Here is a 21,737-nt window from a genome sequence, read left to right as displayed (position 1 = left end):
TTTATCAACCTCACGAATTTCGGATTATATTATGCGTTAACTTCTGAGTTTTTACGGCTTTTCTCTGAACGCTCGCGTTCATTTTTGTTCAAATATTTCTTTCTCATCCGAATGGACTTTGGTGTAATTTCGCAATATTCATCATCATTCAAATATTCCAAAGCTTCTTCCAAGCCATATAAACGTGGAGTTTTCATCCGTACGGTGTCATCTTTATTCGCTGAACGAATGTTCGTTACTTGTTTTTCTTTGCAAATGTTAACTACGATATCATTATCACGAGTATGCTCACCCACGATCATTCCTTCATAGATTTCTGCACCAGGCTGCAAGAATAATAATCCACGATCTTCAATGGATAGAATTCCGTAAAGTGTGGAAACACCCGTTTCGCTTGATACAAGAACGCCTTGATGACGTCCACCAACATTGCTTCCATAGTAAGGACCATAGCTATCAAATGCATGGTTCATGATACCATAACCACGTGTTAATGTTAGGAAATTCGTACGGTAACCAATCAATCCACGAGCTGGAATCAAGAACTCTAAACGAACTTGTCCTGTACCATTATTGATCATATTAACCATTTCAGCCTTCCGGCTTCCAAGGCTCTCCATTACTGTACCCATGTGTTCTTCAGGTACATCGATAAGAAGACGCTCAACTGGCTCCATCTTTTGACCATCGATCATACGTGTAATAACTTCAGGCTTGGAAACCTGTAATTCAAAGCCTTCACGACGCATGTTTTCAATCAAAATACCTAAATGCAATTCACCGCGTCCTGAAACGACAAATGAATCTGGGCTATCTGTTTCATCTACTCTTAAGCTAACGTCGGTTTCAAGCTCGTTGAACAAACGCTCGCGCAATTTACGTGAAGTAACCCATTTCCCTTCTCTACCTGCAAAAGGGCTGTTGTTAACTAAGAAAGTCATTTGCAAAGTTGGCTCATCAATTTTCAGAACCGGTAATGCTTCTGGATTGTTTGGATCTGCAATGGTTTCACCAATATTGATTTCTCTAATACCGGCAATGGCAATAATATCGCCCGCTGCAGCTTCTTCAATTTCAATTCTTTTCAAGCCTTGAAAGCCGAATAGCTTTTCAATCCGAGCTTGTTTAATTTTACCATCACGAGTCATAACAGCAACAGGCTGCCCTTGTTTAATTACACCGCGATTAACACGACCAATAGCAACTCGACCCATATATTCATTATAGTCCATCAAAGTAACGAGGAATTGCAAAGGCAACTCTACGCTCTCCGTAGGAGCTGGAATGTGATTAACAATGACTTCGTAAACAGCTTGCATGTTGCTTGCTAAGTCGGTTGGTTCATTACCTGAAGTACCTTGTAGTGCAGATGCATAAACAACTTGGAAATCCAGTTGCTCATCTGTAGCACCAAGCTCAATAAATAAATCCAATACTTCATCAACAACTTCTTCAGGACGTGCACTTGGACGATCGATTTTGTTCAATACAACAATCGGCTTCAAGTTTTGCTCCAAAGCTTTGCGTAAAACGAATTTTGTTTGTGGCATACAACCTTCAAAAGCATCGACTACAAGCAAAACACCATCAACCATCTTCATAATACGTTCCACTTCACCACCGAAATCGGCATGTCCTGGAGTATCCACAATATTAATCAAATAATCTTTATAATTAATTGCTGTGTTTTTAGCCAAAATGGTAATTCCGCGCTCACGCTCTAAATCATTCGAGTCCATGGCACGTTCTTGAATAGCCTCATTATCACGAAAAGTTCCGGATTGCTGAAGCAGCTTATCTACTAAAGTTGTTTTCCCGTGATCGACATGGGCAATAATCGCAATATTTCTAATCTTATCTCTTGAATGCATGTTCCAAACCCTCTCTAAACTTAATTTATGAATCATCTCTCTGAATCAAACAAGGTATAAGTTTTTATATTGTCTGATATTTTCATAAAAGAAGCGTCGGACTATGCCCCGACGCTACACATATAGTAATCATAATAAAGCAATTTTTAAATAAATGCAAATAAAAAATATTTCAACAATCTTAGCTTACCAGGTTCTTTTTCGTTTAAGCATGATAACTACACCGATTCCGATTAGAATTAATGCGATGAAATAAATACTTACCGTGAATAAGAAAGCAATTGTGAAAAAAACAAGCGAGATCACTGCCAGAATAAATGCTGCTGTGAATGTTCCCCGGGGACTATTACGATTAAATATATGCAGTTCATACAACCCAACAGCCACACCAAATATAAATCCAGGCCATAGATATGCCATCGAGCCCCATCCAAACAAATTGCAAAAAAAGAACATCAGGGAATAAGTAACTAACATTCCACCTGGGACAAGCACAGCGACTGGAAGAACCCGCCAAAAGAACAATACATGCAATACTATACCAGGCAACAAGACAAAGATCGGCCAAAATAAGCTGCCTAAGAAACCAATGACCCCTAATTTACCAAGTAACAATACAACGGCTAATACAATAAGCACAAGGCCAAGCGAATAATTATTCCTCGCCATACGTTTCCTCCCCGAAAGTTGTCAGGATGTGACAGATTACATCAACAAGTTTAACTGAAATGGCTAAAAAATACCAGAGAATAAAATCGAATAATTCCATTAAAAAACGAGATATCCTATAGGATATCTCGTTTTTTAAATTATGACTACTTAGCACAAAACTTTATTTTTTAACTTTATTGGAAGTAAGTTTTTTAATTATACCAGCGGCGAGAACGATTAGTGTTGTAACCACAGGAATGATCCAATGCAAAGCTTCCGAATGGAAATGATCCATTATTTTTTTTTCATTTACAAACATTTCTCCTGCGGTATATCCAAGTATCCCAGCTCCCAAATAAACAAAAATCGGATATTTGTGCAATAGCTTCATTACCAAGGTGCTACCCCAAATAATAATCGGAATGCTCAAGCCAATCCCGAGGATAATTACGAGCAAATTATTCTCAGCCTTGGCTGCGATTGCCAATACATTATCCAAGCTCATTACAAAGTCAGCAAGGATGATTGTCCAGATTGCTTTGCCTAACGTGGAAGCTTCGCGTACATTAGCTTCTCCCTCGTCATCAATCAGCAGCTTGATTGCAATCCATAACAACAGAATCGAACCACCGGCTTGGATATAAGGCAATTCCAACAATTGAACAGCAACTATTGTAAGCACTAGTCTAAGTGCAATAGCACCAAAAGCTCCCCACCAAATTGCCTTCTGTCTTTGTTCAATCGGTAAATTCTTACTAGCTAGTGCAATAACTACTGCATTATCGCCACTCAATACAATATTAATCAACATAATTTGCAAAAACAATAAAAACCAATCTAATACCAAAACCGTATCCCCCTAATAATCATGTGCATTCTAATCCATACGGACAAAGCGACAAAAAGTTTCATTTTTATTGTAAAACCATTTGCTCATCTTCTTGTAAAGCCTTATCCTCGAATTCTAATAGCCAAAGCATTTTACGTTCCAAGCGCTGCACAACCTTCAAATTTGGATTGGTGCTCGGTGTTTTTGGAATAAATAAGGTGCAGCAATCCTCATAAGGCTGAATGGAAATATCGAATGTACCAATTTGCTCTGCCTTTTGGATAATTGTCGACTTGTCCGACATAATGAGTGGCCTCAGTATAGGCAGCTTAATCTCATGTCCAATCGTATGTAAGCTTGATAAGGTTTGGCTGGCAACTTGGCCAAGGCTTTCCCCTGTAACAATACCTAATGCATTTTGTTGCTGAGCCAGCTTTTCTGTAATCCTAAGCATCGATCGTCGCATCAGTGTTATTAATAAATTAGGTTGTCCTTCATTCTGCAAACGAGTCTGGATTTCCGCAAATGAAATGAAATGCACCTTTAGTCTCCCACCATAAAGTGCCAAACGTTCGCCTAACTCAATGACCTTCATTTTCGCACGTTCACTTGTATAAGGAATGCTGTGAAAATGAATAGCTTCAATCTCCAGCCCTTGACGCATCGCCATCCAGCCAGCTACAGGGCTATCAATCCCACCTGAAAGCATGAGAATTGCCTTTCCATTACTGCCAATCGGGAAACCACCAGCGCCTTCAACCACTTCAGTAAAAATATAAGCTACATGCTGACGGATATCAACCCTTAATTCCAAATCAGGCCGCTTCACATCCACCTTTAACCCTTCCACAGCATTTAAAATGTAACCGCCAACCCAATAACTTACTTGCAAAGAGTCATATAAGAATTCTTTATTGGCCCTTTTCACGGACACTTTGAATGTTTGCGGCTTTGAAATTATGGATTGCATCCACTCTAATGCTCGGGTTTGCATCGCTTTTAAATCAATTTCCGCACTTATTGCAGGACTGAATGAGCTGATTCCAAAAATGGGTTTAATTACTTCAATAACCTCATTATAAGATTCACCATTTAATTCAATATAGAAACGGGCGAATTCGGTTTTTATGTTGATTTTCTCATACGGAGCAAGCAGCTTTTGAATTTGTATATGGATTTTTTTCTCGAAAATGTAGCGGTTTTTACCTTTTAAAGTCAAATCGCCTAGGCGAACAATAATCACTTCTGGCTTCATTTGAAGCTATCACCTTCTTCGATTGTTCTGTTTGGAAGCCGCTAAGGCTATCATCGGTAATTGTAGCGCTTGAACAACCTGCTGTAAACAAGCTGCAAAATAATCCATCTCATCGAGCGAATGCTTAGCTGAAAAACTCACCCTCAGCCCGGTTTGTGCCATTTCACTATTCATTCCCATTGCTAATAGGATACGGCTAGCTTTTAAGTTTCCCGACGCGCATGCTGAACGTGTGGAAATACAAATCCCATGCTGTTCTAAAGCATGTATAACGATCTCCGCTTTCATCCCTGGGAAGCAAAAATGAAGCAGATGCGGCGCCATAATCTTCATATTCTCAGAACCGCTTATCTTTAGCTGATTTATTTCATTAATTTTTGTTATTAATCTTTTACGCAACATATAAAGCTTTTCCAGATCCTGTTCTTGTTGCTTAATCGCTATTTCTAAAGCTTTAGCCATCCCTGCTATTAAAGCAACATTCTCTGTTCCCGAACGCATTCCGAATTCTTGCCCGCCACCAGCTATTTCTGGCTTAAGCTCCAACCCCGTCCGACGATATAACACCCCAGCACCTTTAGGCCCTCCAAATTTATGTGCTGAGAGGCTTAGTAAATCAGCACCAAGCTGCTGTGGGATAACAGGTATCTTACCTACACTTTGAATGGCATCCACGTGAAAGGTAATTTTCGGATATTGGCGAAGCCATTTTCCGATAGCTTCAATTGGTTGAATTCGTCCCATTTCATTATTCACATGCATTAAGCTAACAAGTATGGTGTCGTCCTCAATCGCATTCTGTACATCCGCAAGCTGGAATCCGCCTGATCGATCAACCGGAATATGAGTGACACGAAATCCCTGTTCTGCTAATTGTGCAAAGCATTCATATACAGATGGATGCTCAACTTGACTCGTAATGATATGCTTACCGCGTTTAGCCCCAGCAACCGCATGAACAGCACCTTTTATCGCTAAATTATTGCTTTCTGTTCCACCCGATGTAAAAATAATCTCCTTCGGCTTACACTCTAATGATGCAGCAATATCTTTTCTCGCTTGCTTCAAGATCATCTCAGCTTCCATACCTAATCGATGCAAAGAAGATGGGTTGCCATAATGGTTTTTCATTACATGTGTGATGACTTCTAGAACTTCATCCAGAATTGGAGTGGTCGCACAATAATCCAAATAAAGCATCCAAATCTACTCCCTTGCAAATTAAAAAAGAAAAAGATCGGCATCCGGTCTTTTCCTTAGAAAAAAATGAATATTAGTAATTATTTTTCAGCTGAAGTACTTTTTGCACATATCGTTGTGTTTCCTGGGGAAGCAGCCCATACTTCTCATTTAGCTGTTGTTCGTTGGTAATTCCTAATCGTGCTAATCGGCCAGACCCGCCATTATAAGCGGCTAATGCCATCGATTCACTGCCATTGTAATTCCTAAGCAAATCAGAAAGATAACGTGTACCTGCTTGAATATTCTGCTGAGGATCAAATGAATCTGTGACTCCCAAGCCTCTTGCCGTATCATCCATAAGCTGCATAAGTCCCTTGGCTCCAGCCGATGAAACCACATGATTCTGAAAGGATGATTCTGCATCGACTACAGCCTTAATTAAGCTTGAATCAACTCCATATTGGCTGCTCGCTTGCTCGATTAGAGGATCATAGGAGGAAGGTCCACTTAAAGCTGGTGGATAAAAACCGAAATTACCTGAAGCTAACAATGATGATGTAGTGCTTATTGGATCCGAGCTAGCCGGTTGAGTTTGTGCGTATTGGCCTAACAAAGATTGTAATAAATCATTGAAAGAACTATCTAAAGTATCGTCTGATGGAATAGATGAATTATCGGATGATAGATTAAGCTTACCTAAGATTTGAAGCTGCAATAGTTGACTTAATGTTCGCGGATCAATACTCATTGCTTTAAGCCTCATTTCCATTATTAGCTTGCTCTTCTATTCTACACTTTTTATGTATCACAGACAAGCCTAAGAATCGGGCTCGTCTGGATGTTCCACGCATTTAGGCATAATTAGGGACTAAGACTAAGGATGTGAAAATAGAAATCAAGCTAATGGCGATCGACCATCCGCCCAGCACACGATTTCCTCTAAAAAATGCAATGATACCCAGAACAACACCCGCTGATCCAATCGTGACTGGCATTATAAATAAGGATATAATGGAAACCACGAACGCACTCCATCCCCAGGTACGGCTTATTGGCTTTGCAATCCCATCGAAATGTGAAAGCTGCGCCATGGGCTCTGCCAGCTCAGTTGCATATTCTTCATCATGAAGAACAGGAACAGCAACTAATGGTACGGATGGTGATCCTACTGCAGTAGGTATAACGGGTAAAGGCGTTATAGAATCCTTATCGTTTTCTAGATCACTCATCAGGCATTCCTCTTTTTTTGTTCAAATGTATGGCAGCATGTGTCCCTAACCTTTGCCGCTTTATCCTGATGTTCTGTGTCAAAGCTCTCCCCAGCAAATTCTGCATTAAAAGAAGTAGCTGCATGCTTATCCACATCAATCATGATTGTATCCGCAGCACAATTATTACCCTCTGACCAATAATTACAATTCGCTACACTGCACTTAACCTCTGGCATTTCAATCACCTCCCCTTACATTTTCCCCTGAAAATAAAGGGACTATGCACATGAAAAAAGAGACCTAACAGGTCTCTTCTGGGAAACAATGAATTTATAAGTTAAACTTTCTCGCCTTGCATCCGTTTTTGGGTAATATAGTCCGTTTCGTAATAAGCTAATTCCTCACGAACCTCTTCGAATATCTTTGATAATTCGATGGTTAGATCACGAACTTCACGGGTCGGCTTTTTACGAAAGCGAATGGCATCTTGTCCCGTATAAGCATATCGGCCGTCTTCCGAATAACATTCATTCTTAGGATAGAAAAAGCAGTTCACGCAAGAATGGTACGTCTCATAAAGCACTTTTTCAGCATACTCTACATTAAAATTAGGGCGACGAAGACTTACACCCAGCTTTTCGTACGAAACCTCACAAAATACAATTAAATGCCGTGTATCTGACAGATAGCCACGGTAAAATTCATGGGTCTCTTCGTCCCCTTCGACAGCCAATTGCGTCAAAGAATTCGTATTTAGAAACAATTCCATTTTTTCTACTGCGTCTTTTAATTTGTCCCTTGTTGATTCGCTAACGTTTTTCACGTTAAATATAGCCATGTAAAAATCTCCTCCAACGATAAGCTTGATTAATATTGAGCCAGTGGCTTCGTGTACATAGTACCATAATTCCTCCTGAAAAGTAACCTGCAATATGTACATTTTACAAGTAAGAATAAAAATTACTCCTTAACCTCAGGCTATTGATAAATTGAAAGTTGAGGAGGTTAAGCCAGTTGTCCAAGAAATGGGTTTATATATTGTGTATTGCTTTATTTGGATTATTTATTTTACCAAGAAATCATCATCCCAATGAGACGAAAACCGTTCAGAAAATGTCCGCACAGCGTGAAATTGAATTAAAACAGCAAACAGTATCTGCGGACGTTCGGCTTACTGATGAATTATGTCGCAGCCAATGTTCTTTGGATTTTCATCAAAAAATAAAGCTGCTGAACAACTCAAGTACTCAAGGCCAAACGGATGTGCTTGAAAAAATGATAACAGCTCATCCTCATATGACAAAGCTGATTTGGTCTTCAAATGAAAACAAGGAAATATCAGTAGGAAGTTTGAGCAGCACAGTGACTAATCACATCAAAAAAGAGCTGCTGCTTGCTAAACAGTCAACAGCTCAACACAAAGAATATCAATCTCTACCGCTTATCGTGAATGGCCAAACTTATTTTGTATTAGGCGTTCCCTCTCCAACAAACAAAGCTGCCTTAATTGGAGTTATGCACCAAAAAATTCTTACTCAAGTCGCTCAGCATCAGGTGAAACATTTACGTGTCGTACCCTATCCTGCGGATAACCACTGGAAAATCGAATCTGTAGATTCCAGCACTCTTCGAGATGTAAAGGTGGATCAACCTCATCAAAACGAAGGTACCAGTCATTATCATAAAAATCAAGTTGTCGTTAAATTTAAGAAGCAGCCAACTGCAAGTCAACTTCAACAAATCAAAAATGAAATTAAATCAACAAAAATCAAAAAGCTCGGATACACTTACGTATTCCAATCAGCAACGATGGATGCGAAGCAATTAATGGCTTATTTTAAAAAGTGGAATATTGAATATGTAGAACCGCATTACTTATATTTAACCAATGAAAATCCAGCAACAATTCCTTCAGTAAATGAGCCCAATGATTTATTGTACTCCAAATACCAATGGAACTTGCCTATCATTGAAACTGCAATAGGTTGGGGCGTTGGCAAAGGCAGCGAGAATGTAATTGTTGCTGTAGTTGATACAGGTGCAGATTTGGATCACCCTGATCTGCAAGGCCGCTTAAAACCCGGATATAATGTGATTGATCCCGCTTCCCCGCCAATGGATGATGTAGGGCATGGAACTCATGTCGCTGGGGTAATTTCGGCATTAGTCAACAATGGGGAAGGTGTCGCTGGGATGACCTGGTACAATCCAGTTATGCCCGTTAAGGTGCTGGACGAAACAGGAGCAGGCAACACATACAATGTAGCACAAGGCATAATCTGGGCAGCCGATCACGGAGCCAAAGTAATCAATATGAGCCTAGGCAATTATGCGGATGCTAATTTCTTACATGATGCAATTAAGTACGCATTTGATAAAGACATCGTGTTGATTGCTGCATCAGGAAATGACAATACCGAGGAACCCGGCTATCCTGCAGCCTATCCAGAAGTATTGGCTGTAGCGGCATCGGATAATGCGAAGAAGAAAGCCACTTTCTCTAACTTTGGCAATTATATTGGGGTTGCAGCACCTGGTGTGAATATTCCTAGCACCTACCCGCATAATCAATATGCAGCACTCTCAGGTACATCCATGGCTAGTCCGCATGTGACTGCTCTAGCTGCACTAATCCGTTCGATTAATCCTAAGCTGAAGAATACCGAGGTAATGGAAATCATGCGTAGAACGGCTGAGGATCTGGGCACACCAGGTAAAGATAAATATTTTGGATATGGCCAAATTGATGTCATTAGAGCTTTACAAGAAGCAGAAGGGCACACTACAGCTGCCGCACAAACACAAAAAAAATCGTCAGCAAATTTTTTGCAAGGCTGGTTTTCCCGACAAGTGGATCAAATTAACTCCTTATTTTCATAAGGAAACTAAATAGTCCACCGATTCGGCGGCTGAGCTTGATTTAGAGCGGTTTCGGCGCTTTAAATCCAACGATTCGGCCACTTAACTTGATTTAGAGCGATTTCGACGCTTTAAATTAAAAAACCGCCTAAGATCTAGGCGGTTTTTGGTGTTCCTATGTACGGAAAGCTTGCCGTAAGCCGGGTTCTGTACTTCCGGTGGTGCAAACGGGTTTCCCCTCCCACCATTGAAGTGACAATCATCTATCTAGGCCATTTATTGCTAAGCAGCTCAAGCGACCAACCCGAACGCACCTCAGGCTAAAGTTGTAAGCTCGAAGCTTACTGCGTTCCTCTTAGGTCTTGCTCCAGATGGGGTTTACCAGGGAAGAAGTCACCGAATTCCCTCGTGGTCTCTTACACCACGGTTCCACCCTTGCCTGTGCACAATGAATTTCTTCAGCGGCCATCGGCGGTCCATTTCTGTGGCACTTTCCTTCAACTCGCGTTGACTGGACGTTATCCAGCATCCTGCCTTAAGGAGCCCGGACTTTCCTCTCGTAACAAAGCAAGCTTTGCTGCCAGCGATTGTCTGTCAAGCTTTCCAATTCTACCACTATACAGATTTTTGGAATTAAAAACAACTATAAATAAATGGCAAATCTTAAATCAGAGTAATCTAACCCTATCGCAAGACCTATAAAGACCAGACCTTAAACAAATTTAAAAACCTCTGTATCCACTTCCGAAGCTATCACATTAGTCGTATATTTTTTAGCAGTTAAATGCTTAATTAGATAATCTGCCACATGGCTCTTCATAATTTTCTCAATGTTGTGCCCCGGATCGATCAATATCAAGCCGGCAGCTAGAGCGTCCTGAGCGCTATGGTAGTCGATGTCTCCTGTAATTAATACATCTGCCCCTGCAAAGAGAGAAGCTTGAATATAACGACTGCCAGCCCCTCCAAGTACGGCTATCTTCTTAACAACCTGCTGGAGGTTTCCAACAACTCGTACGGTTTCAACGGAGAAAGCTTGTTTAACCTGCACTACTAAATCCGCAACAGTGCATGCCTCTGCAAGCTTGCCTACGCGCCCTAGCCCAAATGTACGTCCTTTGAGCTCCAATGGGTAAAGATCGTAAGCAACTTCTTCATAGGGGTGTGCTTTCAGCATGGCTTGAATGACTTTACGTTCTATGCCCTCTGGCACAATTGTCTCAAAACGCACCTCGGTCACGGACTCGATTTGGCCAAGCCTTCCGATAAACGGTTGTGCTCCTTCACCAGGTAAAAAAGTGCCTGTGCCTGTTAGATTAAAGCTGCAATGGCTATAATGTCCAATCCCGCCAGCACCTGCATTAAAAACAGCCGCCCGTACTTGCTCATGATGTGTTTCAGGTATAAAAACAACTAGTTTCTTCAGCTTTTCCGTATGAACACCTTCAAGATGGCTCAGCCCACTAAGCCCAAGTGCCCCGGCCATCATATCATTCACTCCGCCATCAGCCACATCTAAATTCGTATGTGCTATGTAAACAGCAATATCATGTTTAATTAATTTTTCATAAAGCTTACCTGCGGGTGTATCGGTCTGAAGGTGCTTTAGCGGACGGTAAACTATAGCATGATGGGCAATGATTAAATCAATTTGCAGCCGTATGGCTTCCTCAGCTACCTCAGTCGTCACATCTAAAGCTACAAGTACATTTCTAATTTCCTTGTTTAACGTACCGAGCTGTAAGCCTATTTTATCATCGGGCATGGCATAGTGCTTAGGGGCAAGCTGCTCCATCATTTGAATGACGGTTTGACCTTTTGCGAGCATGCTATAACCTCCTGTATTTCGATCATTTCGTTTTGAATTTGTTGTTGACGCTGAAGCGATGCTTCTAGCTCTGATCTCGATAGCTGCTCCACAATACGCTGTAATTTAAATAACTCATCCTGCCATTTTTGAATCCATATTGGATCAGCTTGAGTTAGTAAGTAAGGACCCATAGCAATGAGTCTTTCTTTATTAACTGTTTTTCCTGCTATTTGCCGTTCTTGATACAAGCTCTGATTCAAATCCTTTGCTTGTTCAGATCGATCTGCGACCAGCACTTCGTAGATTTTTCCATCTTCTTGAATAATATATTCCTCACTCAAAAACCAATCATGCTCCACTAACCAGCGGCGAACCACTTCTTCCCCCACATTAGGCTGCAGAATCATTCGTTGCACTTGATTAAGCTTGGCAACACCTTGTGTCAAGATTTGAACAATCAAGAGTCCGCCCATTCCAGCAATTGTAATAACATCCACTTCACCAGAAGCAATAACTTCAAGGCCATCTCCTTGACGAACTTCTATGAAGCTTCTGAGACCTGCTTCTTCAACTTGTTTTAGTGCGGCTGCATAAGGACCTGCATTTAGTTCTCCAGCAATTGCTGAGGCTGTTATCCCCCTCTGTGCCAAATATACAGGAAGCAATGCATGATCCGAGCCAATATCAGCCAGCTTGCTGCCTTGCGGTACATGCTCAGCTATTGTTAATAAACGTTTAGATAATCCAACCATTAAGTTACCCACTCTATCCATTTTTTACGCAACGAGAATAACACTGTACCCGCCACTACTATTCGAAGCATCAGTGATAGCTGCAATCCACTTCGCGGTAAATCAGTAAATAATAATCCAAACAAATCTGGAACAAACCAAACTAGGTAACCGACCAGAAGCAGCACTGCTCCCATTTGTTTATTGTTGTGATGGAACAGCCAGCCTAACCAAATTAATACGATACTTACAGGCACCCAGCTCATTTGCAAGCCTAACCAATCGTACGTTTCAATATTATGATTTAAGACCCATCCATAGATGAGAATAAGTACAAGCCAGCCGCCAAAATGAAAAATAGGCATTCGTGCCGTTATTCCCGTTACCATCCAAATTATGCTGCATATTACGGTATATGCCACAATAAACTTGGGATCTGCATCGTGTTTATGTAGTAAGAATAATCCCACATTCAATAATAAAATGGAGCCCGCTCCTAAAGCTAAATAAGCAATCGTTGGGTTTTTCGGACGAGAAACACCGCCTATCATATAACAAAGCAGGATAAACAAGGAAAAAATCGAAATTTGCATTGGAATTTGAAAAGAGTTAAAATTAAGAACGATAAAGGAGATAAGGCCGATACCACCAAAAACTAATAACCAAACTTTCCAATTACTGTTACGAATGGAACCAGGTGATACACTGCCCCATTTTTTCGGTCGATCGGCTGGATCCTCTAAATATAAATTTAATAAAAAGTCGCATAAATGCTCGGGAAGCAATTTATTTTTTCGCCAATGCTCAATTTCATATACAATCGTTTTTCTTTTTTCCGCATCCAATTCTTTCACCCCGATTGCATCGTAATTTAAAAAAAATGACCCACTACTGCAAGGCAAGCAGGGTAGGTCGTGTGTATGATTTATTCAAGGAAATCCTTCAAACGTTTACTGCGGCTTGGATGACGAAGCTTACGTAGAGCTTTAGCCTCAATCTGACGGATACGCTCACGTGTAACTCCGAATACCTTACCCACTTCTTCCAATGTCCGAGTACGCCCATCATCGAGACCAAAACGCAAACGAAGTACATTTTCTTCTCTCTCGGTCAACGTATCGAGAACATCCTCAAGCTGTTCTTTAAGCAACTCATAAGCTGCTGCATCTGCTGGTGCCAATGCTTCTTGATCTTCAATAAAATCACCCAGATGTGAATCATCTTCTTCACCAATTGGCGTTTCCAGTGAGACGGGCTCTTGAGCAATCTTCATTATTTCTCTTACTTTTTCTGTACTTAAATCCATTTCCTTAGCAATTTCTTCAGGACTTGGCTCACGGCCTAATTCTTGAAGCAATTGACGTGAAACACGGATTAATTTATTGATGGTTTCCACCATATGAACGGGTATTCGAATGGTTCTTGCTTGATCCGCAATGGCGCGAGTGATAGCTTGACGAATCCACCATGTGGCATAAGTACTAAATTTATAGCCCTTGGTATGGTCAAACTTCTCTACCGCTTTAATTAAACCCATGTTGCCTTCTTGGATTAAATCAAGGAACAGCATTCCACGACCCACATAACGTTTCGCAATACTGACAACTAGTCGAAGATTTGCTTCCGCTAATCGACGTTTTGCCTCTTCATCACCATTTTCAATTCGTTTGGCCAAATCAACTTCATCCTCTGCTGAAAGCAAAGGAACACGACCAATCTCCTTTAAATACATCCGAACAGGGTCATTAATTTTAATGCCTGCTGGTAAGGATAAGTCATCATCAAAACTAAACTCGTCTTGATCTCTTTCTCTATCCCTGTCCCTATCTTCCGGATTATGCGGGCTTTCGTCTTCATCTGACTCGTTCCCCACATCAATACCCATTTCAGATAATTGCTCAAAAAACTCGTCAATTTGCTCCGCGTCTTGGTCAAACGGTGCTAAACGTTCTGCAATATCCTTGTAAGTCAGCGATAGTCTTTTTTTGCCCAACTCAATCAGCTGGTCCTTGACCTGCTCCAAAGTTAATTCTGTCTCTAGCTCCGCATGCTGGTCGTTAGCCATCATTCCCACTCCCTTATCCCTAAAACGATTTCAGCTGTTGTTTTAAGGTACTAATTTCCTTGTGAATCTGTGCTGCTAATGCATAGTCACCCGCGTTCTGGGCACGTAATGCTTCTTGACTTCTTTGCTCCAATGCCTGTAGCTGCGGATAATGCAGAATGACACGAATATAATCATCGATTGCTTGAGCATTGTTGGCTTCATTGCCTTCCAGCATTAATATCGAGCTGGCGACACTTTCCAATTGCTCATCCTGTAAGGTTGCGATGTATCGACTTGCATCCGGTGCGTTCCCTTGGGCGTAATAGGCGTATAAATAAGCAGCAAGAGCTGCGTGAGCTTCCACATTAAACTGTTCATCTAAACGCTGCTGTACATATGTGGCAATCTCCGAATCATGGATCATTGCAGACAATAGCTTTTTCTCAGCAACCTGATGAGCCTCCAGTAAAGGAGCATCTTTTTTCGAAACTCTTCCAATATTCATATCATTATTCCACGAATGATGCTTATTATCCCCCGTTTGTTGCTTTTTTAGAAATTCTTGCCGATGTTCATTCATTTCTTGTTTAATCGTGTCAAGTGTCAGCTGATAATCCACTGACAATTCCTTAGAGTACTGTTCACGATCAATCGCGGAAGGAAGCTCTGCAATCATTCGAATAGCAACATCCAGATACTGGCGTTTTCCGTCCTGCTGGAGCAAATTGAATCTTTTGCGTTCAAAAATCAATTTGTATTTAATCGTGGGTACAGCAGATTCGATTACTTCTCTTTGAAAGCTTTCTGCGCCATGTTTGCCAATGTATTCATCCGGATCCAAGCCTTCCGGTAACATGGCGATTTTGACATGCAGCTGTGCTTTTTCCAGAGTCGCGATACTTTTGAAGGCTGCTGTCTGTCCGGCGTTGTCACCATCGTAGCAAACGACTACTTCATCTGCATTTCTTTTCAAATGTGCTGCATGCTCTTCGGTTAATGCAGTTCCCATTGTAGCAACACCGTTAGTTACTCCGGCCTCCCATGCTTTAATGACATCCACATATCCTTCGAATAATACAACCTGGCGATTCTTGCGGATCACTGCTCTTGCTTGATGGAAGTTGTATAAGCTGCTGCTTTTATTAAACAGCACGGACTCAGGACTATTCATGTATTTGGGCTGAACATCTCCCATTGCACGTCCACCAAAAGCAATCACCCTTCCCTTTACATCACATATTGGAAATAGGATTCGATCACGAAATTTATCGACATAGCCGCCAGATGACCTAGCGCTAAGCAGTCCTCCTTGCTCCATTAACGGTAGTAAAAATTGCCGCTTTTCGAGAAATTGAGCTAGAGTGTCCCAAGCAGGTGGCGCATATCCAATTTGAAAAAATTCAATCCATTTATCAGTTAGCCCTCTCATACGCAGATATTGCATGGCTTCTTTGCCTTGCACCGTATTGAGTAGAACATGATGATACAGCTTGGTAGAAAGCTCATAAGCCTGTAATAACTTAGCTTTGTCTAACTGTAGCTCGGTTTGTTGCTCAGTGGGTGTTTCCCAGCCAATCGAGATATTAGCTTCCTCCGCCATTTGACGAACAGCTTCTCCGTAAGACAGGCCTTCCATTTCCTTCACAAAATTAATCGCATTTCCACCCATATGGCAACCGTAGCAATAAAAAATTTGTTTTTCTGGAGTAACGGTAAAGGAAGGAGATTTCTCCGAATGAAAAGGACATAGTCCTTTCATATAGCGCCCTTGTTTACTCAAGTGTACAAATTTACCAACGACATCTACAATGTCATGATGCTTAAGAACTGCCTCGATAATCGAATCGGGAATACGTCCGTTACTCATTCGATTCACCTTCATTCAAATTAACACGTAATAATATTCGCTAAGTCGTTACATTTTCCTGCAAGAAAGTTAAAACTTTTGTCAAAGTTTGTAGAAATTTATGTCTATCTTCTGAAGTCATAGGCCTCGGACCCTTGCTGTGCCTACCGCCTCGCCTCATTTTAGCTTGTTCATGCCTTTTCTCTAGAAGGAAATCTATAGTCTCATCTGAGTACCTTTGACCACGATTCGACAATACATGAGCCCGTTTTGCTAATCCAATTGTTGCCAAACCAAAATCCTGAGTAACCAATATATCGTTTGCTTTAATCATGTTTGCAATATACAGATCCACGGATTGATCAGAGCGATCCACTTGTTTGATCGTTACGCCTTCTCTTGGAGCTAAGTAATGATCGAAAGAAGCGACCATCCAAATCTCAACTTCAAAGGGTGCCGCAGCTATCACAATTTGATCTTTCACAGGGCATGCATCTGCATCCACAATAATTTTGGACGTTAGTCTCATTGCTATCCACCGAATTCCTACTTTAGTAGTACCGTAATATTATATACGATGAATAAATAAAAAATCCTGCTTCTTAAGAGAAATTCGTTAAAACTTCAAAAACTATTCGCGCTTCTGGAATAAATCCTGAATAATGCTTGCCGTTTCTTCTACTGCCTTGTTAGATACATCAATAACTGTACAGCCTAAGCGAGTCATAAGCTTAGCCGCATAATCGGATTCTTGCTCGATTCTGTCTATGCTTGCATAGTTTGCACTGTCTGGTAAACCTAATGCCTTCAAGCGTTCCTTACGGATTTCATTCAACTTCTCCGTACTTATCCGCAAGCCGATAATTTTATGTGACGAAATCGTGAACAATTCTTCCGGAGGTTTTAATTCCGGCACTAAAGGAACATTTGCCACTTTATATCGCATATGTGCTAGATACATCGAAAGTGGTGTTTTGGATGTTCTTGAAACGCCTAGCAGAATAATATCTGCCTTCAGAATGCCGCGTGAATCCTTACCATCATCATATTTAACAGCAAACTCAACAGCTTCCACTTTTTTGAAATAATCTTCATCCAGCTGATAAATCAGCCCTGGCTCATGTCTAGCTTGTCGATCCAATACCTTTTCCAAAGTGCTAATGATGGGGCCAAGAAGATCTATCGATAGAATTTGATGGATAAAGGCTTGCTCCATTAAGTAATCCCTTAGCTCTGGAATTACTAAAGTGAATACAATAACGCCATTTGCTGCCTTAGCAGAATTTATCGCGATATCAATACCGGCTCGATTCTGAATAAAAGGGATGCGCCGAATGCTAATAGCCAATGGAAAAAATTGAATAATCGCTGCCTTTACAACAGCCTCACCTGTCTCACCAGCAGAATCGGAAAGCACGAATATAGCAGGCATTGATATTCCTTCAGACATCATAAGCAATCGACTCCTTTAACTATTTAATTTAGAAAAGTCAGCAACTTGTTTAAGATCTGCGGCAATATTGTACAGCAAGGCTAATCGATTTTGCTTAACCTGTTCATCCTCTGCCATCACCATTACTCCATCAAAAAAGGCAGTAATAGGTGCTTTAAGCTTACTTAATGTTGTTAAAGCATCCGCTTCATTCGCATTTGCTAATTGTTCTAAGAATGAATCATGAGTCGCTTTCCATGCGCTATTAAGCTCAATTTCAGCCGGTTCTTGAAACAAAGCCACATTAACTTCGTAAACAGAAGCCTTCGCCGCTAAATTACCTACACGATTGAATGACTCCAACGTACTTTTAAAATCTGCTGTTTGGACATAATCCGTTAATGCAGCCGCTTTTCGAACAACTGCCGGTAAAGAATCGAAACCAGCAGCTAGCACAGCATCAATGATATCGTATCGGGTTTGCCGCTCTGTTAATACATTTTTAACCCGTAAAGCAAAGAAATCCATAAGGTCTTTACTTACTTCTTCGCTGCCACGCTTCAATAACCCTGCTTTTTGATGAGTTTGGATGGCAATTGTGAACAAATCAGAAAGCTTAGCAGCTAATCCCTGGTCAATCAGAATTTGAACAATGCCTGCAGCTTGTCTGCGTAAAGCATATGGATCCTGAGAGCCTGTAGGAATAATGCCAATCGAAAAACAACCTACAATGGAGTCCATTTTATCAGCAATACTCACAATTGCCCCGATGATTCCTGAAGGTGAAGCATCCCCCGAAAACTTAGGCTGATAATGCTCGAGAATAGCTTTAGCGATCACGTCGCTCTCGCCCGCCTTGTGTGCATAGTCTTCGCCCATAATGCCCTGCAGCTCAGGAAATTCATAAACCATTAATGATACAAGATCAAATTTACAGATCTCTGCCGCTCGTTGCACTTGACTGCTTAAAGATCTATCTAATTCCAGCAATTGAGCTAGAGCGTTGGAAATTTCGACGATTCTTCTGACTTTATCACCAACAGTACCCAGCTCTTCATGGAATACGATCGTTTCTAAGCGATTCAATGCACTCTCGATAGACATCTTCTGATCCTCTTGATAGAAGAAGCGCGCATCCTGCAAACGGGCTCGCAATACCTTTTCATTTCCTTTAGCAACTTGCTCCAAAGCAACTGAATTTCCATTACGCACGGTAACAAAGAAAGGCAATAAACTGCCATTATCATCTAACACTGGAAAATAACGCTGATGCTCTCGCATGGATGTAATCAGAACCTGCTGTGGTATCCGTAAAAAATCAGGATCAAATGTACCGAACAGCACCGTTGGATATTCCACAAGAAAAATAACTTCTTCCAGCAAATCTGGTTTCATTGCAATCGTCCAGCCTTTTTCTGCGGCTAAATCTTGAATTTGTTTAGTGATTAACTGCTCTCTTTCGTCTATGTTGGCAAGGACAAATTGAGCTTTAAGCGAGCTTTCATAAACAGCAGCTGACGAAATATCTACATTCTCCCCAAGAAATCGATGCCCTCTTGTTGTTCGTCCTGAAACAATACCAGCCATTTCTAGCGGAATAATAGCCTCGCCAAACAATGCAACCAACCAGCGAATAGGTCGGACAAATTTCATTTCATGACTACCCCAGCGCATATTCTTCGAAAAATTAAGTGAGCTAATGACTGATGTTAAACCTTCACTTAGTAAGGAGTCTGTAGCTACACCTATGCTCTGCTTAGCTGCGTGTACATATTGAACATTAGCCACTTCTTTAATAAACAATTGAGAAGGATCAGATCCTTGGCTTTTCGCAAAGCCTAGTGCAGCCTTGCTCCAATTTCCCTGTTCATCCACTGCAATCTTATGAGAGGGACCTTTTACTTCTTCATTCACATCCTGCTGCTTTTCAGCAACCTCATGGATACGTACCGCAATTCGGCGAGGGGTACCAAAGATTTCTACCTGTTTATGATCAACATGAATTGAATTTAGCCATTTGCTGATTTTATCAGCTAGCTGCTCAACGGCGGCACGCACAAATCGTGCAGGCACTTCTTCCATCCCAATTTCCAATAATAGATCTTTAGTCATTCTCAACCACTCCTTTCTTCAGCAATGGAAAGCCAAGACGTTCCCGTTCCTCGAGATATGTAGCTGCGCATGCTCGTGATAAATTCCGCACTCTTGTAATATAACCCGTACGTTCCGTAACGCTGATTGCCCCTCTGGCATCAAGAAGGTTAAATGTGTGTGAACATTTTAGAACATAGTCATAGCCTGGAAAAACCAATTTCTGCTCTAGCGCTTTACGCGCCTCTTCCTCGTACATGCCAAATAAAGTGAACAGCATCTTCGTATCGGAAACTTCAAAAGTATATTTAGAATGCTCAAATTCTGGTTGGTGGAAGATATCTCCGTACTTGATGCCATCAACCCATTCCAAATCAAAAACATTTTCCTTATCTTGAATATAAGAAGCCATTCGTTCTAAGCCATAAGTAATCTCTACAGCGATCGGATTCATGTCAATCCCGCCAACCTGCTGAAAATAAGTAAACTGGGTAATTTCCATTCCATCCAGCCATACCTCCCAGCCTAGTCCCCAAGCACCTAATCCGGGATGCTCCCAGTTATCTTCTACAAATCGAATATCATGCTGTAGGGGATCAATACCTAATTTCTTCAAGCTTTCCAAGTACAGCTCCTGGATATTATCGGGTGAAGACTTCATAATGACTTGAAATTGATGATGCTGATACAAACGATTCGGATTCTCGCCATAACGGCCATCGGATGGACGGCGTGACGGCTCTACATAAGCAACGTTCCATGGTTCAGGTCCAATACTGCGCAAAAATGTCATCGGATTAAGCGTCCCTGCGCCTTTTTCTACATCATAAGGCTGGACAACTATGCAATTCTGTTCAGCCCAAAATTGCTGTAAAGTCAAAATAATTTGTTGAAAGTTCATTCCAATAAGCCCCCTTTTATCCATTCTAATATCAGCATAAAAACACAAAAAAGCTCTCGTCCCTATGCCTGAATTCCAGACATAGGGACGAGAGCATGATCTCCCGCGGTTCCACCCTACTTGGCTAAACAAAATCTGCTTAACCCGCTTTTGTAATCTTGTCCAAACACTCCGGAAATGCCAATTTCCATCGCTGCGCTTGTAATATTAAATTAATTAATTGAGGAACATCATACCAAATCGAGATCAAGCTTGTCAAATTCCCTATAGCTCATATTTATCCATTTGATCTAGAAACCCACGAGCTTTCAAACGAATATCGATAAAATGATCCATAAAAGCGCGCATAATAAGCTTTAATTGTTTTTTTGTTTCATCTTTGACTTCAATTGCACCTAGTCTGCGAAGGTCCATACGTTGAAATAATCGCAGCATTTTTAAGGTTGACGCTGATATCCGAAAAAGCTGATTGTCTTTATAAAAACATTTAGCGCAAAGTACGCCACCTTGCGTAATGCTGATCCCCATTTCTCCATCATGAGCATTGCAGCTAACACATTCATCCAATTGAGGCAGGTATCCGGCAATAGCTAACATTTTCATTTCCATAATGTTCAGCACAATAGCTGGATCCTTATTGGATTCTATGGCTTCGAGACTGGCTTTGAGTTGTTCAAACATCATTTCGTTCGCATCTAACTCCGGTACAATACGGTCAATAAGTTCAACAACATAGGCAGAATAAGCGGACATATGCAAATTCTCACGAAGCTTACGATGCGATTCAAGAGTTTCACTTTGATTTAAAGTTCCCATAGAGCTGGTTTTGAACAAAACAAATTCACCATGTGTAAATATTTGTGTTACAGACGAAAAACGGCTGTTCATTTTCTTGGCGCCTCGTACCATAATACTCATTTTACCGTTATGGCGTGTATAAATAGCTATAATCTTATTGTTTTCTCCATAATCCATACTTCGAATGACAATGCCTTCCAGCTTGTAGAGCACACCGTTATCT

At 41.0% G+C, this 21,737-nt stretch carries 20 protein-coding genes and 1 other RNA gene; 1 reads left to right on the top strand and 20 read right to left on the bottom strand.

The features are described 5' to 3' along the window. Positions 1 to 29: 29 nt before the first annotated feature. The 9 genes from typA to EHS13_RS13115 all read right to left on the bottom strand — a co-directional run bounded on the left by typA (position 30) and on the right by EHS13_RS13115 (position 7,837). A complete protein-coding gene (gene typA / locus EHS13_RS13155; RefSeq protein WP_155700782.1) occupies positions 30 to 1,871 on the bottom strand; it encodes a translational GTPase TypA in 1,842 nt (613 codons plus the stop codon). Between the two features lie 186 nt (positions 1,872 to 2,057). Beyond that, positions 2,058 to 2,540 (bottom strand): hypothetical protein, encoded by a 483-nt coding sequence (locus tag EHS13_RS13150; protein ID WP_155700781.1) that lies wholly within the window; start codon positions 2,538 to 2,540, stop codon positions 2,058 to 2,060. Positions 2,541 to 2,703: 163 nt separating this feature from the next. Then, the gene (locus EHS13_RS13145) at positions 2,704 to 3,333 is read right to left on the bottom strand and encodes a TerC family protein (RefSeq protein WP_155705341.1); all 630 of its coding nucleotides are present in this window, start codon (positions 3,331 to 3,333) and stop codon (positions 2,704 to 2,706) included. Between the two features lie 103 nt (positions 3,334 to 3,436). Further along, positions 3,437 to 4,606: a tRNA uracil 4-sulfurtransferase ThiI gene (gene thiI / locus EHS13_RS13140; RefSeq protein WP_155700780.1), complete on the bottom strand. Its 1,170-nt coding sequence runs from the start codon at positions 4,604 to 4,606 to the stop codon at positions 3,437 to 3,439. A gap of 9 nt (positions 4,607 to 4,615) precedes the next feature. Then, positions 4,616 to 5,806, bottom strand: a complete 1,191-nt coding sequence (locus tag EHS13_RS13135; protein ID WP_155700779.1) for a cysteine desulfurase family protein — start codon at positions 5,804 to 5,806, stop codon at positions 4,616 to 4,618. 73 nt (positions 5,807 to 5,879) lie between these two features. Next, positions 5,880 to 6,536: a lytic transglycosylase domain-containing protein gene (locus tag EHS13_RS13130; protein WP_227013925.1), complete on the bottom strand. Its 657-nt coding sequence runs from the start codon at positions 6,534 to 6,536 to the stop codon at positions 5,880 to 5,882. A gap of 103 nt (positions 6,537 to 6,639) precedes the next feature. Beyond that, positions 6,640 to 7,017, bottom strand: coding sequence for a DUF4190 domain-containing protein (locus tag EHS13_RS13125; RefSeq protein WP_155700778.1), 378 nt, complete (start codon positions 7,015 to 7,017; stop codon positions 6,640 to 6,642). Then, on the bottom strand, positions 7,017 to 7,235 hold the full coding sequence (locus tag EHS13_RS13120; protein ID WP_155700777.1) for a DUF1540 domain-containing protein: 219 nt from the start codon (positions 7,233 to 7,235) through the stop codon (positions 7,017 to 7,019). Before EHS13_RS13120 ends, EHS13_RS13125 begins: the two co-directional genes overlap by 1 nt. A 101-nt stretch (positions 7,236 to 7,336) precedes the next feature. Next, positions 7,337 to 7,837 (bottom strand): YpuI family protein, encoded by a 501-nt coding sequence (locus EHS13_RS13115; RefSeq protein WP_155700776.1) that lies wholly within the window; start codon positions 7,835 to 7,837, stop codon positions 7,337 to 7,339. 176 nt (positions 7,838 to 8,013) lie between these two features. Between EHS13_RS13115 and EHS13_RS13110 the strand changes: the two genes are divergently transcribed. Then, entirely contained in the window at positions 8,014 to 9,879 is a 1,866-nt protein-coding gene (locus EHS13_RS13110; protein WP_227013924.1) for a S8 family peptidase, read from the top strand. 160 nt (positions 9,880 to 10,039) lie between these two features. Here the strand turns inward: EHS13_RS13110 and rnpB are convergent. From rnpB to recO, 11 genes are all read right to left on the bottom strand, one after another. Further along, an RNA gene (rnpB, locus tag EHS13_RS13105) (RNase P RNA component class A) lies at positions 10,040 to 10,461 on the bottom strand. A 109-nt stretch (positions 10,462 to 10,570) separates the two neighbouring features. Beyond that, the gene (locus EHS13_RS13100) at positions 10,571 to 11,686 is read right to left on the bottom strand and encodes a Nif3-like dinuclear metal center hexameric protein (RefSeq protein ID WP_155700775.1); all 1,116 of its coding nucleotides are present in this window, start codon (positions 11,684 to 11,686) and stop codon (positions 10,571 to 10,573) included. After that, positions 11,653 to 12,441 (bottom strand): tRNA (adenine(22)-N(1))-methyltransferase, encoded by a 789-nt coding sequence (locus tag EHS13_RS13095; protein ID WP_227013923.1) that lies wholly within the window; start codon positions 12,439 to 12,441, stop codon positions 11,653 to 11,655. The genes EHS13_RS13100 and EHS13_RS13095 overlap by 34 nt, the downstream gene beginning before the upstream one ends. Beyond that, entirely contained in the window at positions 12,420 to 13,253 is an 834-nt protein-coding gene (locus EHS13_RS13090; protein ID WP_155700774.1) for a hypothetical protein, read from the bottom strand. The genes EHS13_RS13095 and EHS13_RS13090 overlap by 22 nt, the downstream gene beginning before the upstream one ends. A 71-nt stretch (positions 13,254 to 13,324) precedes the next feature. Next, a complete protein-coding gene (gene rpoD, locus EHS13_RS13085) occupies positions 13,325 to 14,464 on the bottom strand; it encodes an RNA polymerase sigma factor RpoD (RefSeq protein WP_155705337.1) in 1,140 nt (379 codons plus the stop codon). 19 nt (positions 14,465 to 14,483) lie between these two features. Beyond that, positions 14,484 to 16,313: a DNA primase gene (dnaG, locus tag EHS13_RS13080; RefSeq protein WP_155700773.1), complete on the bottom strand. Its 1,830-nt coding sequence runs from the start codon at positions 16,311 to 16,313 to the stop codon at positions 14,484 to 14,486. A 40-nt stretch (positions 16,314 to 16,353) separates the two neighbouring features. Beyond that, on the bottom strand, positions 16,354 to 16,821 hold the full coding sequence (locus EHS13_RS13075) for a YaiI/YqxD family protein (RefSeq protein WP_155700772.1): 468 nt from the start codon (positions 16,819 to 16,821) through the stop codon (positions 16,354 to 16,356). 102 nt (positions 16,822 to 16,923) lie between these two features. Then, entirely contained in the window at positions 16,924 to 17,742 is an 819-nt protein-coding gene (locus tag EHS13_RS13070; RefSeq protein WP_405083581.1) for a pyruvate, water dikinase regulatory protein, read from the bottom strand. A gap of 18 nt (positions 17,743 to 17,760) precedes the next feature. Further along, complete coding sequence (glyS, locus tag EHS13_RS13065) at positions 17,761 to 19,836, bottom strand: glycine--tRNA ligase subunit beta (RefSeq protein ID WP_155700770.1); 2,076 nt, start codon at positions 19,834 to 19,836, stop codon at positions 17,761 to 17,763. Then, positions 19,829 to 20,716: a glycine--tRNA ligase subunit alpha gene (glyQ, locus tag EHS13_RS13060; protein ID WP_155700769.1), complete on the bottom strand. Its 888-nt coding sequence runs from the start codon at positions 20,714 to 20,716 to the stop codon at positions 19,829 to 19,831. The genes glyS and glyQ overlap by 8 nt, the downstream gene beginning before the upstream one ends. A 264-nt stretch (positions 20,717 to 20,980) precedes the next feature. Further along, entirely contained in the window at positions 20,981 to 21,727 is a 747-nt protein-coding gene (gene recO / locus EHS13_RS13055) for a DNA repair protein RecO (protein WP_155700768.1), read from the bottom strand. Positions 21,728 to 21,737 lie beyond the last annotated feature (10 nt).

The organism is Paenibacillus psychroresistens (assembly GCF_009728935.1).
Lineage (GTDB): Bacteria > Bacillota > Bacilli > Paenibacillales > NBRC-103111 > Paenibacillus_AC > Paenibacillus_AC psychroresistens.
Note: the sequence above shows the minus strand (reverse complement) of the source record. Positions and strands in the feature narration are given on the sequence as shown.

What these genes read in the sequence shown, in the direction of transcription:
- dnaG (WP_155700773.1), bottom strand. Translation starts at nt 16,313, where the DNA reads ATGAGTAACGGACGTATTCCCGATTCGATTATCGAGGCAGTTCTTAAG.
- thiI (WP_155700780.1), bottom strand. Translation starts at nt 4,606, where the DNA reads ATGAAGCCAGAAGTGATTATTGTTCGCCTAGGCGATTTGACTTTAAAA.
- EHS13_RS13120 (WP_155700777.1), bottom strand. Translation starts at nt 7,235, where the DNA reads ATGCCAGAGGTTAAGTGCAGTGTAGCGAATTGTAATTATTGGTCAGAG.
- glyQ (WP_155700769.1), bottom strand. Translation starts at nt 20,716, where the DNA reads ATGAACTTTCAACAAATTATTTTGACTTTACAGCAATTTTGGGCTGAA.
- EHS13_RS13075 (WP_155700772.1), bottom strand. Translation starts at nt 16,821, where the DNA reads ATGAGACTAACGTCCAAAATTATTGTGGATGCAGATGCATGCCCTGTG.
- EHS13_RS13130 (WP_227013925.1), bottom strand. Translation starts at nt 6,536, where the DNA reads ATGAGTATTGATCCGCGAACATTAAGTCAACTATTGCAGCTTCAAATC.
- EHS13_RS13150 (WP_155700781.1), bottom strand. Translation starts at nt 2,540, where the DNA reads ATGGCGAGGAATAATTATTCGCTTGGCCTTGTGCTTATTGTATTAGCC.
- EHS13_RS13135 (WP_155700779.1), bottom strand. Translation starts at nt 5,806, where the DNA reads ATGCTTTATTTGGATTATTGTGCGACCACTCCAATTCTGGATGAAGTT.
- glyS (WP_155700770.1), bottom strand. Translation starts at nt 19,836, where the DNA reads ATGACTAAAGATCTATTATTGGAAATTGGGATGGAAGAAGTGCCTGCA.
- EHS13_RS13145 (WP_155705341.1), bottom strand. Translation starts at nt 3,333, where the DNA reads ATGTTGATTAATATTGTATTGAGTGGCGATAATGCAGTAGTTATTGCA.
- EHS13_RS13115 (WP_155700776.1), bottom strand. Translation starts at nt 7,837, where the DNA reads ATGGCTATATTTAACGTGAAAAACGTTAGCGAATCAACAAGGGACAAA.
- EHS13_RS13100 (WP_155700775.1), bottom strand. Translation starts at nt 11,686, where the DNA reads ATGCTCGCAAAAGGTCAAACCGTCATTCAAATGATGGAGCAGCTTGCC.
- rpoD (WP_155705337.1), bottom strand. Translation starts at nt 14,464, where the DNA reads ATGGCTAACGACCAGCATGCGGAGCTAGAGACAGAATTAACTTTGGAG.
- typA (WP_155700782.1), bottom strand. Translation starts at nt 1,871, where the DNA reads ATGCATTCAAGAGATAAGATTAGAAATATTGCGATTATTGCCCATGTC.
- EHS13_RS13070 (WP_405083581.1), bottom strand. Translation starts at nt 17,742, where the DNA reads ATGTCTGAAGGAATATCAATGCCTGCTATATTCGTGCTTTCCGATTCT.
- EHS13_RS13125 (WP_155700778.1), bottom strand. Translation starts at nt 7,017, where the DNA reads ATGAGTGATCTAGAAAACGATAAGGATTCTATAACGCCTTTACCCGTT.
- EHS13_RS13095 (WP_227013923.1), bottom strand. Translation starts at nt 12,441, where the DNA reads ATGGATAGAGTGGGTAACTTAATGGTTGGATTATCTAAACGTTTATTA.